Here is a 14,959-nt window from a genome sequence, read left to right as displayed (position 1 = left end):
GTGCGAACGCGGCATCCGCACCTTCGAAACCGCCACCCGCAACACCCTCGACATCTCCGCCGTCCCCATCGTCCAACGCCTCTCCCACCTCCCCGTCATCGTCGACCCCTCCCACTCCGGCGGCCGGCGCGACCTCGTCCTGCCGCTGAGCCGCGCCGCGATAGTCGCCGGCGCCGACGGCCTCATCGTCGACGTCCACCCCCACCCCGACATCGCCCTGTGCGACGGCCCCCAGGCCCTGGTGGAGGAGGACCTCACCGCCCTCTCCCGCACCCTCCACGACCTCACCCACTACATGGGCCGCCACACCCCCGCCCCCGCCCAGCTCGTCGCCTGACCAGGACCCCCTCCATGAAGCCGCCCCCACCCCGCACGGTCCGCCACGTCATCGTCGTCGGCACAGGCGTGATCGGCACCTCGGTCGCCCTGGCCCTGCGCCAGTCCGGAGTGACCGTCCACCTGGCCGACCGCGACCCCGACGCCCTGGCCCAAGCCGTGCGAATGGGGGCAGGCGAGGCCCTCCCGGGAACCGCCGGGCGGCGCGCGGCCGTGGTGATCATCGCCACCCCGCCCTCCACCGTCGTGGAGGTGCTCGCGGACGCCCAGGCGCGGGGGCTCGGCAGCGTCTACACCGACGTCGCCAGCACCAAGTCCCGCATCCTCGCCCAGGCCGAACGAGCGGGCTGCGACCTGACCACGTACGTCCCCGGCCACCCCCTCGCCGGCCACGAACTGTCCGGCCCCTCGGCCGCGCACGCCGACATGTTCACCGCCCGCCCCTGGGCCCTGTGCCCCCACCCCAGCACCCCGCCCCGCGCCGTCCGCAGGGTGGCCGCCCTCGTCACCCTCTGCGGCGCCCGCCCCACCATCCTCACCCCCGAGACCCACGACGAGATGGTCGCCGCCGTCTCCCACGTCCCCCACCTGGTCTCCGCCGCCCTGGCCGCCCGCTTCGCCGCCGCCGACGAGCACATCCTCTCCCTGGCAGGCAAAGGCCTGCAGGACACCACCCGGATAGCCCGGGGCGCCCCCGCCCTGTGGCGCGACATCCTCCAGCACAACGCCCACCCCATAGCCACCGTCCTGGAAGCGATAGTCCACGACCTGACCGAAGCCGCCCTGGCCCTCCGCACCACCGACCCAGAGGCCCTCACCGACCTCCTCACAAGAGGCAACCGAGGCCGAGACCAAATCCTCAACGTCCTCCACCCCACTCCCACCCCCTGACGCCGGCTCCCTCGGGTCCTCGTGTGTTTACCCGATAGTCAGTGATTTGTGGCGCCGAGCCTGGGCGGGGGTTTACGTCCGGCTCAGCGCCTGGGCGAGGTGCGTGGCCGGGGTCGTGTCGCGCCGCTGAGGTGACGATGCCCGCGATCGATTCACCGACAGGGAGAGACCGAGCCGGGTTCATCTGGTCGACCCGGCGCAATCTGAGCGAACAGAGCGTCGTGCTCTTCGGGGACAGGGCCCCCGGTCTCAAACCGGCTGACCTTCCCGCGGTCGAACTCGGCACCGACGCGGGACTGACGCAGGTCAACGAGTGGCTGCGGCCGTTCCGCGCGTCGGTGGAGCCGCCTGGTTCGGATCCGGGCTGGTGATCTGCCGGACCGGCGCAGGTGGTCGATGATCTGGGGACCCCTCCGCCGGGTCGCGGGCGGAGGGGTCGGGGCAGGGGTCAGCCGGGGGGGAGCAAGCCGTTCTTGGCCACCGGGAGACCCAGCTGGAGGGGAGCGGAGAGGACGGCCTGCTCGGCGGGGAGGCCGGCGAGGACGGGGTTGATGTGGCGCAGGACCAGGGTGATCGTGGGGAGGGATCCGGAGGAGGCGGGGACGGCGTCGAACTTCTCCAGGTCGACCCACTTGATGATGTTGAGGGCTTCGGTCGGGATGTTGTCACCGGCCTTCTGCACGGGGACGCAGAGCTGGCGGGCGTAGAGGACCTGGACCGCGTGGATCGGGTACGTGCTCAGGAGGGGGTTGAGCTGCCGCAGGGACAGCTGCTGGCCCAGCGGGTTGTTCGGCGTGATGCTGTAGCACTTGAGATCGATGTGGGAGACGAGCGCCAGCACGTCCGAGGGTGGCACCACGTTGTTCTTGATGACCGGGACGCACAGCTGCTGCGGGACGTTCATGACGACCTGCGTCTGTGGCAGGTTCTGCAGCAGCGGATTGAGGTGGCGGAGCACGAGGCCTTGGTTCACCGTGATGCCGGTGATCCGGTAACAGGCGAGGTCGACGTACCGGATGAAGTCGAGCGCGGGGCTCGGCGGGATGACGTTGTTCTTGGCGACCGGGAGGCAGAGCTGCTCGCGCACCCCCAGGGTGACCGTCTCGGTCGGCAGATTGGCGAGCACGGGGTTCAGGTGCCGGACCGTGATATTGGTCGTCGGCGGCTGGTACGCGTTCGTCTTGAAGCATTCAAGGTCGAGGTAGGAGGTGAAATTCTTCGGCGTCGGCAGCGCGAGTGCGCCGGCCGGCGGCACGCTGAGGAATGCCACGGCGAGCACCGCGACGGCGGCCGATAACAGACACCGGATAATCGATTTTCTGCCTCCGTTAACTCTGATCAACGGTCTCGTCACTGTGCCTCCATCGGTCCGGGTCAGGCTTCCTTCCCCTGAGTGTGTGTCGATGTCCGAGCCTTGACAATATTGGTGACCACTATTGCCGTACTCGGTATTCGGCCCGATGGATCGCCGATATAACAACAGGTCGAAAAGCGCCGTGATGGACTCGGGGAATTCGGCCGCAGATCTCCCGGGCCACGTGAACGGCATTTACCAGCGCGGGAAACCCATCTCCGGCCGAGGAGGGGATCCGCTCACGGGTGAGGCCGGACGGTCAGCCCGGCGGGAACATGCCGTTCTTGGCGACCGGCACGGCGAGCTGGCCCTGACCCCGATGGTGATCTTTTGGTGTTCGAAGTGGGTGAGGACGAGGGCAGCATAGGCGATGTCGCCGATCCGGCTGGAGCTGAGGGTGATGTGCTGGAGTGTGGTCCAGCGTTCGGCAATACGCACGTCAATACCCGATTCGTGCACAACGACCGGCTCCTCGACGCTCTCCGCCTCCAAGCCCAGGGATGTCTGACCGGCCCCGCCTTTCTCAGGTGGTGACGAGCCGAGGTGGCGGCCATTTCCAGGCGACCCGGATGACGGCGGCGAGAAGTGTCGCTTCGACGAGGCTTCCGAGGATGTAGTAGGCCCACGTTTCACCGATGCACGACGCGATGATGGTGATCATGTAGAAGAGGCCGGCGACGATGTTCACGACCCGGTTGACCCGTGGTCTCAGGAGCAGCGACAGGACCACCATCAGGATCGACGGCAGGAGGTAGACCAGGGTGAGCGTCAGGAACGTCTGGTCGACCGTGAACGACGTGGCCGCCATCCTGCCGTCGAGCGCGGCGCCGAGAACGTCGGCGCGGTAGAAGCCGAAGATGTCGACGTAGGCGAACACGAACAGCATCGTGCTCCAGAGCGCGCAGAGCACGAATCTCACATCGACCTGCGTGTCGCGGTATTGCCTGGTTGTCGTCGTTCTCACGGCGATCTGCTCCTCCTGCCGGGCTGCGGAGCCTCAGTGTGATCGCGTCAGATGTGTCCCGCATCGGGCCCTCGGCCAGTGCCGCCCTGACCGATCGGCCGGTCCCGGAACTAATACTTTCGGCCGATCCGCCCGCGAGCCGCACGGCCTCACCCCCGGTGGGAACGTTCCGCCGGGGGACCTCGGCCGGGACGACTACACGGTGACGACCACCTTGCCCGCGGGATGCCCCTCGGCGAAGTGGCGGATGGCGGCGGGGGCGTCGGCGAGGGGATAGGTGCGGTCGACGGCCGGGGTGACGGAGCCGGACTCGATGAGGCGGGTCAGGTCCTCGAGGGGCTCGAAACCCTCCTTGGCGGTGAGGCCGCGCAGGTTCTGGCTCACGAACTTCGAGACCAGAGGTGTGCGGAGAGCGCGCTGGAAACCGCCGAGCAGGGGGGCCTTGTTGTAGCCGCCCCCGCCGACCACCAGCGTGCCCCGGGGGGTCAGCGCGCGTCGCAGCAGAGACAGCGGGCGGTCTCCGGCCATGTCCAGGATGACGTCGTACCGCGGTCCGTCGCGGTCGACCTCCTCGCGGGTGTAGTCGATGACGTCGTCGGCGCCGAGGGAACGCACCATGTCCGCCTTCGCGCCGCTGCACACACCGGTCACCCGCCCCCCGAGCGCCTTGGCGATCTGCACCGCGAACGACCCCACACCCCCGGCCGCGCCGATGACCATCACCCGCCGGCCCGCCCGGACGCCACCGAGGTCACGAATCCCTTGTAACGCCGTCACCCCGGAAACGGGCACCGCGGCGGCCTGCTCGAACGAGAGGTTCGCCGGCTTGGGTGCGAGCTGCCGCTCCGGCGCGACCGCGAACTCGGCGAACGACCCGGTCTCGCAGGTCCCGTACACCTCGTCCCCCACCTTGAACCGCGTCACCCGAGCCCCGGTCGCCGCCACCACCCCGGCCAGGTCCCGCCCCCGCCCCGCGACCTTGGGCTTACGCAGCCCGAATCCGATGAGCCGCACGAGATACGGCCGCCCGCTCATCAGGATCCACACCCCCGCGTCCACCGCCGCGGCCCGCACCTCCACGAGCACCTCGTCGTCCCCGGCCGGCGGCCGGTCCACGTCCCGCAGTTCGAGCACGTCCACCGGCCCGTACACGTCCTGAACGATCGCCTTCATCGCCACTCACTCCTCTGCTGAATCCGGATACTGGAACACGTCGTCGAGCGGCACCCCGAACACCCTGGCGATCCGGAAGGCCATCTCCAGAGACGGCGAGTACCGCCCCTGCTCGATCGCGATGACCGTCTGCCGCGTCACCCCGATCCGCTCGGCCAGCTCGGCCTGCGTCATCTCGTCCTTGGCGAACCGCAACGTCCGGATGCGATTCGTGACCTGCGTGGGCTTCACCACCGCGGAACGCTCCTGCGATACACGACGACCTTCGTGACGCCCCCGAGCACCGCCGAGAGCACGAAGCAGAGATAGATCACGTTCGCGATCCAGAACCTCTCCCACCCCGCCATCGCCATGAGCATCCCGCCCACCGCCCCGATAACCACGAACGACTGCCCGACCCGCTCCCCCAGCCGCCCGATCTCCCGATCCCGATCGTCCGTAACCTGCGACCCCCGAGGATTGACGATCCCCACCACGATCCCCACCACGATGTCCGCCAGAATCGCCCCCCCGATGGCCCCCCCAACCGTCCAGAGCAACGTCCCCGCGTAAGCCACCTCACCCACAGGCCGCCCATCCATCCGCCCCACGACAAGAACCACGTACACCGCGTACCCGACCACCGAAACCACCAGCCGGATCCACGCACGCCTCTCTTCGAGCGTCATGACTACCCCTCCGATGTACAGATTTCTTTACATCGCCAATGTAGCCAAAACTTGACGTCATGTCTAGAAATTTTTACATCGTGCGCCAGAGGCCGCCGTCGGTACGGGACCGGGGGTCCTAGCGGGAGGAGTCGTCGGGACGGGACAGCACCTCGTGCAGCAGGGCGGCCACGCCCGCGGCGACGCCGAGGGGGACGGCGAGGGACGGCTGCACGACGACCAGCACGCCCGAGCCCGTCGCGACCGTGACGACGATCGCGGCTTTACGCCACCCCAGCCGCCGCGGTCGCCCGCCGGTCCCGCCGGATCCCTCGGCGATCACATTCGCGGGCTCGGGCCCACCACCCGGAGGCCGGGGCGTTTCACCCGGTACGACATTCTCCTGTGGCGGGTGGGCCGGAGGGTGAGCCATTTCTCTGTCCGCCTCTCAGGCCGCCAATCCCATCGCGGGAAGACCCGCCCCCTGCGGCCATTGTCAAATCGTAAACAGAGTTCTCTAGAGAGGACAATGTGCCGCCGAATCCATCGGCATCGGCCGTCCGGCGCTGAATGAGCACCCAATTCCGGGGTCACTGCCGTCGGCCGCATTCAAATCGACCAGTCAGCCAGCCGGTTCAGGTATGCGGGCTTTCGGATCGAAAACGTCAGTGTTTCGTCACCGGATGTCAGATCGAGATCACCCGGTAATGAGACGGCTCGGAAAGTGTCTCCTCGCTCGTCTCGATCCTGCGGCCCTCCGTCTCCACCCAGGCGTGGAAGCTGTACGGGTCGAAGAGCACACCGAGGCACCAGTCGAGACGGCGGTGCTTGCACGCCGCCCACAGCACCGACGCGAGCGACACCTCCAGACAGGCGGCGCGCACGGGGAGGCGGGCGGCGGCGCGGCGGACGGAACGTACTATCCGCTCGGCCTGCGCGGAGGACAGGGGCTTGCCTCCCCGGCGGTGCACTGTACGCACCAGGCCGTGCGGCACGCGGAAGGGCAGCGCGAGCAGGGTGACGGCGAGCAGGAGGAACAGCATGCCGACCGGCCCCGGCACCCCGGCGGGTCGGCTGGCCATCCGAACTCCGGCGGTCCGGTCGCGTTCCTCGATCGTGATCAGGCCGGCCTGGAGCATGTCCTCGATCAGCATCGCCACGTCATGGCGGACACGTTCCACGGACTCCGTGGGGTACCGGTCCTGCAGTACGGTGACCGCGCCCTCGAAGCCGTCACCCGCGCTCAGCGCCGCCCAGACGGTGGCGGCCGAGGTGTTCATCGCATGGCATTCCCCGGAGCGGGGATCGATGACGATCACGCCTCGCTCGGCGTCCGCGTGCTGGTAGAGGTGCTGCGTGACCCTCAGTCTCATGATGATCGGCGAATCATTCGCTAACAGGTGTCGGTTCTGGGCGGGGAGTCGAGGGCGCGCAGCCACGTCTCTGCCGAGATCAGCCGGCCGATGGCGCCCAGGGGAGCCGGGAGGCCCATGTGCAGGCGGATGAGCGTCTCCTCGAAGGCGGGGAGATCGATCACGCCGAGCGCGGCGAGCCTGGAACCGGCCAGCAGCGATCGTATCTCTCCGCGTGCGAGGCGCGCCCCAGCGTACTCCTCGGCGTGGTAGCTCCCTTTCGTTACGCGTGAAATCACCTCCGGCGGCACGAGGCCGCGCATCACGCGGGCGAGCAGGGGCTTGTACGCGCGCGCATCGGCCCTGCGCGCTACGGGTACGCGCGTGCACGCGAGGACCACGGCGTTGTCCAGGAAGGGGGCGTGCACCTCGACGCCGACGGTCGCGCCCAGCTCACGCGTGTACCGCTGCGTGCGCGCGGCGGCGCGCAACTCGGCGAGCATCGTGTGCTCCGCCGGCCCGATGCCCTCGGGCAGGACGCGGGCCGTGGCCGGGTCTCCGGCGATCTCGCTCAGCGCGGCACGCGTACGCCCGCTCAGCCAGCGCAGCGGCTCGCCCGGGACGTGCCACCAGGCGACCGCGTGCGCGGGTGCGTCGGCGGAGCCGCGCAGCGGGTCGCGCATCCGGTGGCCGAGCGCGGCGAGCGCGCGCGGGTGCGTGCCGAAGGCGAGGACCATCGCGCGGGCTGCCAGCGCGGCGGGCGAGACGTTCCTGGACCTGCCGAGCGCCATGCTGTCACGCGCCAGCCGCAGGACGCGGCCGTGGCGCGCCAGGTTCGCCAGGTAGGACGGCGGCGGATGCAGCAACGCGTCACCGCCCTCACCGGTGAGATGGGCGGCGGACCCGCGTGCCGCCGCCCAGCGGAGGCGCAGCAGCGTGCGCCGGTGAGCGATGACACCCGCCGCAGGTTCGCCGGCCGGCCGGGCCGGCATGTGTGAAAGACCTTGGTAGGGGAGTGTCTCCGCGTCGCCGCGCACGACGGACAGATCGATTCGGTCGTCGAGCCCGGCCGCGCGTACCGCGTCCGCGAGGTCGGCGGCCGGGACGAGGGGATTGTGGTAGACGACGGTGCTCAGCGGGGTGGGCGTGTGCGCGGCGGCGGCGAAAGCCAGCGAGGTGGAGTCGAGCCCGCCGCTGAGGTCCGCGGTGACGACGCCCGCGGTGCAGCGGGCCCGCACCGACACCGTCAATGCCTCACGCAGCCGGGCCACGTGCTCGTCAGAGGGGGCGAGGTCGGGCAGCCGGTCGTGATAGGTGCGGACGCTTACCCGGACGCCGTCCGCGCGCAGCACACTCCCGCCCTCGACGGTGCGCACCCCCCGGAAGTGGGTGCGCCCCGAGGTCAACGGCAGCACGTTGGGACAGGTGATGTGGATCGCGACGGTGAGCGGGTCGGGGGAGCGGCCGTGCGCGGCGGCGAGCTCCCGGAGGTCGGAGCCCACGACCGTATGCCCGTCCTTTTCGCTGTAGTAGACGGCGAACTGCCCGGCCAGGTCGGTGTAGACCAGCACCTCTTCGGGGCGGACCACCACGAACATGTGCCCACCAGACAGGGTGGTCAGCCTGTCGGGCGTGTCCCGATCCATCGCGGCGGCGAACTCGGCCGCGACCCGTTCCGGCGGTGCGAGGCCGTGGCCCAGCATGAGCAGCCGGTCGTGGCCGTGCTCCGCCGTGCGCGTGTGCGCGGCGGCCTCGCGGCCCCGAGGGCTCAGGTCCGTGGCGAGGCGCCCCCGTGCGTCCCGGCTGATGGACAGGTGGAACCCCGCAGGACCCTCACCAGTAATACTGCACGTTGATGTCGGCATTGCCGCTCGAGGCGCTTCCACGGGCCAGTGTGCGAATCCGGCCGACGCCCACCATGCGGGGCGGCTCGTACGGGTGGTCGCCCTGAGACCGCTCGGTGGCGGTGCCCATGCCTCCGTCGTTCCTCGTGTTCGCGCCCTCGTCCGCCGCGATCGTGTCTTCCATGTTGTCGACCTCGGTGTGAAGTGTGGGCGCCGTGTCTCAGGCACATCGGCCGCCCCGCGTGTAACGCATGGCGATGGGGACTCTACCGCTAGTCGTTCCTCAAGTGCCCAGCAAGCCGAGGAGCAGGGCACCGTTGGCGGGCGCGTCGGACGCGGTGCTGTACACGACCTTCGTCTTCGCCGTCCATTCGCCGCGGGTCATCTCACGGGCGCACCAGTCTCTGGCGAGTTCCAGGCCACGTGCCGCCTCACCGCCGATCACGATCAGTTCGGGCGCGCCGACGAGACAGGCCATGGCGAGTGCCTGCCCGATCCGGGCAGCGGCGCGCCGGAGCACGCCGAGGCAGACGGCGTCGCCTTCCTCCGCCCGGTCCGTCAGGTCGCCGAGCGACCGCGGCCTCGGCAACTGCTCGGCGTCACACCAGCCGATGGCGTCCCGCATCAGGGCGGACGACTTCACGAAGCCCTCCAGGCAGCCGTGCCTCCCGCACCAGCACGCCTCACCGTGCGGGTCGACCGGCAGATGCCCCAGCTGGCCGGCCAGGCCGAGATGCCCCTGGAGCAGCCGGTCGCCGACGAGCGTGCCGCCGAGCACATGCCCTGACACCTGAAGGAAGAGCATGTTCTCGCTACGGTGCACGAGCTGCTCCGCGTTCGCCGTCAGCAGCGCGTCGTTGCCCACCAGCACCTTGATCTTTCCGTGGGCCGGTGTGAGGCGCTCGGTGAGACCGGTGTCCAGCCCGTCGCACGACCAGGGCGGCGGGGAACCGGAGACACGCCCGTCACGGGGATTGACCGCCCACGGTACGGCCATCCCGATCGTGGCGATGCCGGCTCGCCCGCCCCCGGCGGCGGCGACCAGTCGGCGCACGGCCCCCGTCGTGTCGCGTAGCCAGTGCTGCCCGTCGGCGATCGGGGTGTCCACGGTCTCGTCGCGCCGCTCGACATCGTGTACTTGCCGGGCCACCACGATCGTGCGATGCACGCCGACGCCGAGGCCGACCGCCACACCGTTCGTCGCGGTCAGATGGATCCGGCGTCCGGGAGGCCGTTCCTCCAGGACGTTGTACCTGCGGATGAGATTCCTGACCTCGGTCGTGATGGTGGAGGCGGCCAGCCCGCTGCGATTGCGAAGGTCCGCCCGGGTGCCGGGCGCGCACATGACGGCCCTGATGATTTTGAGATGGCTCTCGTTCAGCTTCACACCGTCGACGGAGTTCTTCAGCAGCATGAGAGCGTCGTGCGTCGGTCGCGCATCGGACATCGGCGGCGCCTCGCGGTCGAGGTGTTCTATTTCGAAATGGCGACACCCCGATCGTGACACAGGAGTTTCGATTCGAAAACGAGCTTGTTCGTTCCGCCTGCCATGCGGCGACGAGATCTCCGCTGTTTCCCGCCGCCCGCCGAGGTCACCTGAGTGCCGGTTCGTCCACTTACGCGGTTTCGGGCCAAGTCGAAATTCCGGCCTTACGCCCAATACTCAAGGGGGCCCGAGGAAATCATCGGTCAAAGACCGGTTTGCGAATACGCCAAGATGCCGGCGGGCTGGGACGACACGGTGGTGGACGCCGCACGGCCGTGCCGGGCGGCGTCCACCGGAGTCAGGTCAGGGGCTGGTGCAGACCGGGGTCGGGGTTGTGGTGCTGTTGCCGTTGGCTACGTAGCCGAAGGTGGTGGTGGCGTTGGGGGCGAGGTTGCCGTTGTAGGGGGCGTTGGTGATGGTTACGGGGCCGTTGGTGCCGGTGTTGGTGCCGTTCCAGAGGTTGGTGATGGTCTGGCCGGAGGGGAGGGTCATGCGGACCGTCCAGGCGGTCAGGGGGGTGGTTCTGGTGTTGCGGACGGTTACCTCGGCCTGGAAGCCGCCGCTCCAGGAGTTGGTCACCCGGTAGGTGGCGGTGCAGCCGGCTGGGGTCGACGTGGGGGTGGGCGTGACGGTGGGGGTCACGGTTGGTGTGACGGTGGGGGTCACGGTTGGTGTGACGGTGGGGGTCACGGTGGGGGTCACGGTGGGGGTGACTGTGGGGGTGATGGTGGGGGTGGGGGTTGGGGTGCCGGCTTCTAGGCTGGCGGGGACGGTGCGGAGGGCGGTCCACCAGGCGGTGGCCATTTTGGCGTAGCCGCCGGCGTTGGGGTGGACGCCGTCGGCCAGGTCGGCGGTGGTCAGTCGGCTGTACATGTCGACCAGGTAGATGCGGCGGCCGGCGTTGGCGCGGGTCTGCACGAGGCCGGGGATCGAGGCGTTGAAGTTGCGGACGGCGGCGTCGGCGCCGTTGAGCGGGATGATGGTCGCGAGGAAGACGTAGGTGTCGGGGGCGGTGCCGAAGATGCGGTCGAGCAGGGTGGCGAGCCGCGTGGCCGCCCCGTTGGGGTTCTGGAACATGTCGTTGGTGCCGATGTGGAGCAGCAGGGTGCGCGGGGTGTAGGTGCGCAGCCAGTTGACGATCTGGGCGTCGATCTGGTCGATGCGCCAGCCCGAGTGGCCCTCGTGGTCGTGGTCGCCCAGGCTGGACGGCCCGTTGAACTGCGACCCGACGAAGTCGACCCGGCGTCCGTCCGCCACCATGCTCTGCCACAGGTTGATGCGGTAACCGCCCGCCACGGTGAGCCCGTCGGTGATCGAGTCACCGAGCGGCATCACCCGCACTCCGCCGTTCGACTCGGCGCCGGCCGCCCCGGAGGCGAACACCGTCGCCAGCAGCAGCGCCAGCCCGGCGATCAGACCACCGATCACATGTGAGGTCCTCGTCATGGGGACACCCGTTCCTTTCCCGCGCCGCACGAGGGCGTCAGAAGGTGGAGTTCATCGGGGGCACATGGGCCGGCCTCCGCGGACCCGCCGCTTTCCGGGCCGCGATGCCATGGCCGCTGGTCGGGGGATCGTCTCAAGGTTTTTTCAGCGCATCAATGAAACGTTTCAGCCCGCGCGCGATCTGGCGATGACCAGGCACGCTCCCTCGCCTCGGCGCCCTGGACGCGGAAACTTTCAGCGCGGGGCCCGGACATTTTCGCCCCGCCGCTCGCGCATGGGAACAGCCCGCCCGGCGGGGCCGGACGGGCTGGGAGGGGGACCGGTCAGACGGAGGCGGTGGCGGGGACGGGGGCCGTCAGGTAGACGGGGAGGGAGCGGTGGCCGTTCATGATGAAGGTGGGGAGGGGCTGGAGGTCGTCCTCGGAGACGGCGAGGGTGAGGTCGGGGAAGCGTTCGAACAGGGTGCTGAGGCCGATGGCGGCGACGGTGCGGGCGATGCCTACACCCAGGCAGTAGTGGGGGCCGTGGCCGAAGGAGAGGTGTTCCTTGTTGGGGCGGGTGACGTCGAACTCGCCCGCCGTCTCGCCGTGGAGGGCGGGGTCGCGGCCGATGGCGCTGTAGTTGACGAGGATCGCGTCGCCCTTGGGGATGGTGACGCCGTCCAGCTCGATGTCCTCGACGGCGTAGCGCAGGGGGAGCTGGGCCAGGGGGGACTGGACGCGGAGGGTCTCGTCGATGACCTCTTCCCAGGAGATCTGGCCGGACTTCACCAGTTCCAGCTGGTCGGGGTGGGTGAGCAGCGCGGTGATGGCGTTGTCGAAGAAGTTGATGGTGGTCTCGGAGCCGGCGCCGAGGATGGCGAAGATGGTGTCGGTGAGCTCGGCCTCGCTGAGGCGGGAGCCGTCCTCCTCGCGGGCGGCGATGAGGTCGGTGGTGATGTCCTCACCCGGGTTGGCGCGCTTGCCGGCGATGAGGACTGCCATGGCGTCACGCCAGCCGCCGAGGATGGCCATCGCCTGCTCGGGGGTGACGGTGGTGTCGATCATCATCTCGATGACGGTGGCGGTCTTGGCGAGGGCCGCTTCGTCCATGCCGATCAGGTCGGCGACGATGCGGGCGGGCAGCGGGTAGGCGAAGCGCTCGCGCAGGTCCACGACCTCGCCGGGCGGGACGGCGTCGAGGGCGTCGAGGAGCAGGTTGGTGAGCTCGACGACGCGGGGCCGGATGGCCTCGGTGCGGCGCCGGGTGAACGCCTTGCCGACCAGCTTGCGCAGCCGGACGTGCTCCTTGCCGTACGCGGTGACCATGTTGTCCATGGCGATCCAGCTGATCATTTCCCAGTCCGGCGGGATCTCGCCGTTGATGAACGCCGGCCAGTGGTTGCGGGCGCTCTTGGTGACCCGGGGGTCGGTCAGCAGGTCCCTGATCACCGCGTAGCTGTTGACCGACCAGGCGCGCACACCGCCGGGCAGTTCCACCAGGGTCGCGGGGCCCATCGCGCGCAGCTTGTCGGCCTCGGCGTGGATGTCCTGGCCAGTGGTGTCGAGGGGGACGGGGCGGCCTTGTTCCATCGGAAGTCTCCCGAGATGCTCGTCGCCGGAGATGATCAGGGCAGGAGGGGGAATGGAAAATACCTGCTCTGGGAAGGTGCCGGATTAATGTCCTGGCAGCCATTTCGATTTTACGTCCGGCGGCACCGGTCCGTATATGGAGGCAGGGGTGCCCCGGCCTGATTCAGCACGACGGAAGATGCCCGCAAACGGCGAATTGAATGGCCATGAGAAAAGGCGCCGGACGGAATGTCCGGCGCCTTTTCTGATACCGCGGTGTCTCAGCCGGAGACCTTGGCGGGTGCCTCGGCGGTCTCCTCGACGGGTGCCTCCGCGGTCTCCGGGGCCTCGCCGCCGCCGTGCCCGTCGCCGGTCGGGGCGACGTGCTTGAGGGCGATGACCGCGATGGTGGCGAGGGTGAGGGCGATCAGGGAGCTGACGCCGGCGGCGGTGTTCAGCGCCGTGGTGAACGCTTCCCGCGCCGCGGTGAGCAGCCCGGCGCCGAGCTGGCCGCCGAGCTCGGCGGCGGCGTTGATGGCGCCCGCGATGCTCTCCGTGGTGCCGGCCGCGGCGTCGGCGGGCACCCCGGCGGGCACGGTGAGCTGGCTCTGGTAGACGGCGGTGCCGACGCTGCCGAGGGTCGCGATGCCGAGCGCGATGCCGAGCTCGCCTCCGGTCTCGGACATGGCCGCCGCCGACCCCGCCTTCTCCGGGGGCGCGGAGGCCATGATGAGCCCGGTGCCGAGGCCCGCCATGGGCCCGGCGCCGCACGCGGCGACGTACAGGCCGGTGAGCAGCAGCGGCAGGCCGGAGCTGGACGCCACCTGGGTGATGAGCGCGTAGCCGATGGCCGACACCACCAGGCCGCCCGCGATGGCGTACGCGGGGCGGATCTTGCGCGCGATGGCGGGCGCCATCATCAGGCTGATCACGGTGACGAAGGTCTGCGGCACCAGCCAGAGCCCGGCCTGCAGCGGCGAGAGGCCCTCGACCGTCTGCAGGTAGAGGCTGGCCAGCAGGTAGCTTCCGCTCATCAGGCCGCCGCCGACCATGATGGCGAGCGCCGCGCTGAACGAGCGGCTGTTGAACAGCCGCAGGTCGAGCAGCGGGTTGGGCAGCGACCGCTGCCGCCGCACGAACGCCACACCGATGATCACACCGATCACGATGGACGCGATCGGCACGGCCTCCCAGCCCTCCTTGGCCAGCTCCTTGAGGCCGTAGATGACCGGCAGGATGGTGCCGAGGGACAGCACGGCGCTGGTCAGGTCGAGCTTGCCCGCCCCGGGATCGCGGTACTCGGGCAGCAGCCGCGGCCCGGCGATGAGCAGCAGTGCCATGACCGGCACGCTGAGCAGGAACACCGAGCCCCACCAGTAGTTCTCCAGCAGCACGCCGCCGACCACGGGGCCGATCGCCATGCCGCCCATGAAGCAGCTCATCCACACCGCGATGGCGGTGCCCATCTGCTTGGGGTCGGTGAACATGTTGCTGATCAGCGCGAGCGTGGACGGCATCAGCGTGGCGCCGGTGATGCCCATGAGCGCCCGGGTGGCGATCAGCATCTCGGGGCTGGTGGAGTACGCGGCCAGCACCGACGCGGCGGCGAACGCCGCCCCGCCGATCATCAGGAGCCTGCGGCGCCCGATGCGGTCGCCGAGGGTTCCCGCCGTGACGAGGAATCCCGCGATCAGGAACCCGTAGATGTCGGTGATCCACAGCTGCTGGACGTGGCTGGCGCCGAGGTCGGTGCTCAACCTGGGCAGCGCGAGGTACAGCACGCTGGAGTCCAGGGCGAGCAGCAGCGTCGGCAGGGCCAGCACGGCCAGGCCTGTCCACTCCCGTCGCCCGGCCCGCACACCGGACCCGGCTACGGCGTTGGCATCCATCGAATGTCCTTCCCTCTGGTGTCTGCG

At 69.6% G+C, this 14,959-nt stretch carries 15 protein-coding genes and 1 pseudogene; 3 read left to right on the top strand and 13 right to left on the bottom strand.

The window, feature by feature from the left end; genetic code table 11:
* The 3 genes and pseudogenes from ACFP1K_RS26395 to ACFP1K_RS26385 all read left to right on the top strand — a co-directional run.
* Positions 1-337, top strand: a pseudogene (locus ACFP1K_RS26395) (3-deoxy-7-phosphoheptulonate synthase); the annotation flags it as partial.
* Positions 338-351: 14 nt separating this feature from the next.
* Positions 352-1,227: a prephenate dehydrogenase gene (locus ACFP1K_RS26390; RefSeq protein WP_380758069.1), complete on the top strand. Its 876-nt coding sequence runs from the start codon at positions 352-354 to the stop codon at positions 1,225-1,227.
* 137 nt (positions 1,228-1,364) lie between these two features.
* The gene (locus tag ACFP1K_RS26385; protein WP_380758067.1) at positions 1,365-1,598 is read left to right on the top strand and encodes a hypothetical protein; all 234 of its coding nucleotides are present in this window, start codon (positions 1,365-1,367) and stop codon (positions 1,596-1,598) included.
* A 77-nt stretch (positions 1,599-1,675) separates the two neighbouring features.
* Here ACFP1K_RS26385 and ACFP1K_RS26380 read toward each other — a convergent pair whose 3' ends face one another.
* The 13 genes from ACFP1K_RS26380 to ACFP1K_RS26320 all read right to left on the bottom strand — a co-directional run bounded on the left by ACFP1K_RS26380 (position 1,676) and on the right by ACFP1K_RS26320 (position 14,932).
* Complete coding sequence (locus tag ACFP1K_RS26380; protein ID WP_380758064.1) at positions 1,676-2,497, bottom strand: hypothetical protein; 822 nt, start codon at positions 2,495-2,497, stop codon at positions 1,676-1,678.
* A 607-nt stretch (positions 2,498-3,104) separates the two neighbouring features.
* Positions 3,105-3,545 (bottom strand): DUF6326 family protein, encoded by a 441-nt coding sequence (locus ACFP1K_RS26375; RefSeq protein ID WP_380758062.1) that lies wholly within the window; start codon positions 3,543-3,545, stop codon positions 3,105-3,107.
* Positions 3,546-3,740: 195 nt separating this feature from the next.
* Positions 3,741-4,718, bottom strand: a complete 978-nt coding sequence (locus tag ACFP1K_RS26370; RefSeq protein WP_380758060.1) for an NAD(P)-dependent alcohol dehydrogenase — start codon at positions 4,716-4,718, stop codon at positions 3,741-3,743.
* A 6-nt stretch (positions 4,719-4,724) separates the two neighbouring features.
* Positions 4,725-4,952, bottom strand: a complete 228-nt coding sequence (locus ACFP1K_RS26365) for a helix-turn-helix transcriptional regulator (protein ID WP_380758058.1) — start codon at positions 4,950-4,952, stop codon at positions 4,725-4,727.
* Positions 4,946-5,386 (bottom strand): hypothetical protein, encoded by a 441-nt coding sequence (locus ACFP1K_RS26360; RefSeq protein ID WP_380758057.1) that lies wholly within the window; start codon positions 5,384-5,386, stop codon positions 4,946-4,948. The genes ACFP1K_RS26365 and ACFP1K_RS26360 overlap by 7 nt, the downstream gene beginning before the upstream one ends.
* Positions 5,387-5,504: 118 nt before the next feature.
* Complete coding sequence (locus ACFP1K_RS26355) at positions 5,505-5,708, bottom strand: hypothetical protein (RefSeq protein ID WP_380758055.1); 204 nt, start codon at positions 5,706-5,708, stop codon at positions 5,505-5,507.
* 343 nt (positions 5,709-6,051) lie between these two features.
* A complete protein-coding gene (locus tag ACFP1K_RS26350) occupies positions 6,052-6,738 on the bottom strand; it encodes a lasso peptide biosynthesis B2 protein (RefSeq protein ID WP_380758052.1) in 687 nt (228 codons plus the stop codon).
* Positions 6,739-6,758: 20 nt separating this feature from the next.
* A complete protein-coding gene (locus ACFP1K_RS26345) occupies positions 6,759-8,582 on the bottom strand; it encodes an albusnodin/ikarugamycin family macrolactam cyclase (RefSeq protein WP_380758050.1) in 1,824 nt (607 codons plus the stop codon).
* On the bottom strand, positions 8,551-8,745 hold the full coding sequence (locus ACFP1K_RS26340) for a hypothetical protein (protein ID WP_380758048.1): 195 nt from the start codon (positions 8,743-8,745) through the stop codon (positions 8,551-8,553). The genes ACFP1K_RS26345 and ACFP1K_RS26340 overlap by 32 nt, the downstream gene beginning before the upstream one ends.
* A 99-nt stretch (positions 8,746-8,844) precedes the next feature.
* Positions 8,845-10,008 carry an ROK family protein gene (locus ACFP1K_RS26335; protein WP_380758046.1) on the bottom strand — a complete coding sequence of 388 codons (1,164 nt, stop codon included), beginning with the start codon at positions 10,006-10,008 and terminating at the stop codon, positions 8,845-8,847.
* Between the two features lie 342 nt (positions 10,009-10,350).
* Positions 10,351-11,493 carry a cellulose binding domain-containing protein gene (locus ACFP1K_RS26330; RefSeq protein WP_380758044.1) on the bottom strand — a complete coding sequence of 381 codons (1,143 nt, stop codon included), beginning with the start codon at positions 11,491-11,493 and terminating at the stop codon, positions 10,351-10,353.
* Positions 11,494-11,816: 323 nt separating this feature from the next.
* Positions 11,817-13,064: a cytochrome P450 family protein gene (locus ACFP1K_RS26325; protein ID WP_380758041.1), complete on the bottom strand. Its 1,248-nt coding sequence runs from the start codon at positions 13,062-13,064 to the stop codon at positions 11,817-11,819.
* Positions 13,065-13,324: 260 nt separating this feature from the next.
* Complete coding sequence (locus tag ACFP1K_RS26320; protein WP_380758039.1) at positions 13,325-14,932, bottom strand: MFS transporter; 1,608 nt, start codon at positions 14,930-14,932, stop codon at positions 13,325-13,327.
* Positions 14,933-14,959 lie beyond the last annotated feature (27 nt).

Source organism: Sphaerisporangium aureirubrum (genome assembly GCF_042658925.1).
Taxonomy (GTDB): Bacteria; Actinomycetota; Actinomycetes; order Streptosporangiales; family Streptosporangiaceae; genus Sphaerisporangium; species Sphaerisporangium aureirubrum.
Note: the sequence above shows the minus strand (reverse complement) of the source record. Positions and strands in the feature narration are given on the sequence as shown.

Excerpts from the sequence above, each read along its gene's own strand:
- ACFP1K_RS26390 (WP_380758069.1), top strand. The coding sequence starts at position 352 with ATGAAGCCGCCCCCACCCCGCACGGTCCGCCACGTCATCGTCGTCGGC.
- ACFP1K_RS26385 (WP_380758067.1), top strand. The coding sequence starts at position 1,365 with ATGCCCGCGATCGATTCACCGACAGGGAGAGACCGAGCCGGGTTCATC.
- ACFP1K_RS26370 (WP_380758060.1), bottom strand. The coding sequence starts at position 4,718 with ATGAAGGCGATCGTTCAGGACGTGTACGGGCCGGTGGACGTGCTCGAA.
- ACFP1K_RS26360 (WP_380758057.1), bottom strand. The coding sequence starts at position 5,386 with ATGACGCTCGAAGAGAGGCGTGCGTGGATCCGGCTGGTGGTTTCGGTG.
- ACFP1K_RS26350 (WP_380758052.1), bottom strand. The coding sequence starts at position 6,738 with ATGAGACTGAGGGTCACGCAGCACCTCTACCAGCACGCGGACGCCGAG.
- ACFP1K_RS26345 (WP_380758050.1), bottom strand. The coding sequence starts at position 8,582 with ATGCCGACATCAACGTGCAGTATTACTGGTGAGGGTCCTGCGGGGTTC.
- ACFP1K_RS26340 (WP_380758048.1), bottom strand. The coding sequence starts at position 8,745 with ATGGAAGACACGATCGCGGCGGACGAGGGCGCGAACACGAGGAACGAC.
- ACFP1K_RS26335 (WP_380758046.1), bottom strand. The coding sequence starts at position 10,008 with ATGTCCGATGCGCGACCGACGCACGACGCTCTCATGCTGCTGAAGAAC.
- ACFP1K_RS26330 (WP_380758044.1), bottom strand. The coding sequence starts at position 11,493 with ATGACGAGGACCTCACATGTGATCGGTGGTCTGATCGCCGGGCTGGCG.
- ACFP1K_RS26325 (WP_380758041.1), bottom strand. The coding sequence starts at position 13,064 with ATGGAACAAGGCCGCCCCGTCCCCCTCGACACCACTGGCCAGGACATC.
- ACFP1K_RS26320 (WP_380758039.1), bottom strand. The coding sequence starts at position 14,932 with ATGGATGCCAACGCCGTAGCCGGGTCCGGTGTGCGGGCCGGGCGACGG.